The organism is Oleiphilus sp. HI0132 (genome assembly GCF_001635845.1).
This window is the reverse complement of record NZ_LWGJ01000372.1, coordinates 1-1,491: the sequence shown is the minus strand read 5'-3', so window position 1 is coordinate 1,491 and position 1,491 is coordinate 1. Positions and strand designations below refer to the sequence as shown.

The following is a 1,491-nucleotide window of genomic DNA, read 5'->3' as shown; positions in this document are numbered from 1 at the left end:
AAAACCTTATTTTGAAGCCGAGGATTGATTCAAATAAGTTAGCATAAAGTGTTACAATTCACACCTGCTCGCGTTAGGTAAAGCGCATAATTATCAGTATTTCGCTAATGTACAGGAGAATAAGCCTTGCAGGACTACATTATTTGGTTTGATGAACTGGGTATGAACGATGTTGATCGAGTGGGGGGAAAGAATGCTTCACTCGGCGAGATGATCAGTCATCTATCTTCTGTAGGGGTAAGGGTGCCGGGCGGTTTTGCTACAACGGCTCAGGCATATTGGGACTTTCTATCAGAGAACGGCTTAAGTGAGCGTATCAATGCAGAGCTTGCTTCACTCGATGTAAAAGACGTTACAGCCTTNGCAGAAAGTGGTGCCAAAATTCGTGGCTGGGTGATGGAGGCTCCGTTTCAAGAGGCTCTCAATAGGGCGCTTGAAGATGCTTTCAAAAAGCTACAAGACGGAAATCAAAACTTGGCCGTTGCAGTTCGTTCTTCCGCCACTGCCGAAGATTTGCCTGAGGCTTCTTTTGCTGGTCAGCAAGAAACCTTCTTGAATGTTACCGGAATCGAACAAGTTAAAGCTCTGGTTAAAGAAGTTTTTGCTTCGCTTTATAACGATAGAGCGATCTCTTATCGTGTTCACCATGAGTTTGAGCATAGTGAAGTCGCATTGTCCGCTGGTATTCAAAAGATGGTGCGCAGTGAGACGGCGAGCTCCGGTGTTATGTTTACCCTCGATACCGAATCCGGCTTTAGAGATGTGGTGTTTATCACTTCCTCATATGGCTTGGGTGAAACTGTCGTGCAGGGTGCAGTGAACCCAGACGAATTTTATGTACATAAGCCCACTTATGAAGCTGGTCGCCCAGCAATTCTCAAGCGTAACTTGGGTAGCAAAGCGATCAAGATGGTCTATAGCCAGGATGATAGTGACTCACTGGTTGAAACCGTCAAGGTTGATATGGCACAGCGCAAACAGTTCTCACTGAGTGATGAAGAGCTCAATGAGCTGACCAAGCAAGCGCTGATTATCGAGAAACACTATGATCGCCCGATGGATATCGAGTGGGCAAAAGATGGTGATGACGGTGAGTTGTATATTGTTCAGGCGCGCCCTGAAACGGTTAAGAGTCGTTCTAGTACTGCTATTCTAGAACGCTACTTAATGAAAGAGACCGGAACCGTTGTCGTAGAAGGGCGCAGTATCGGTCACAAGATCGGTAGTGGCGCAGTGAAAGTCGTTGATGATATTGCTGACATGGATCAGGTTCAGGACGGTGATGTACTCGTTACAGACATGACTGATCCGGATTGGGAGCCGGTAATGAAGCGTGCTTCAGCTATCGTGACAGATCGTGGTGGCCGTACTTGCCATGCTGCGATTATTGCGCGTGAGCTCGGGATTCCTGCTGTTGTTGGTTGTGGTGATGCCAGTGATGTATTGCGCGATGGGCAAGAAGTAACCGTCTCTTGTGCAGAAGGTGATACC

At 47.1% G+C, this 1,491-nt stretch carries 1 protein-coding gene; it reads left to right on the top strand.

The features are described from left to right. Nucleotides 1-126: 126 nt before the first annotated feature. On the top strand, nt 127-1,491 hold a 1,365-nt coding region (gene ppsA / locus A3766_RS04575; RefSeq protein WP_082907034.1), incomplete at its 3' end, for a phosphoenolpyruvate synthase.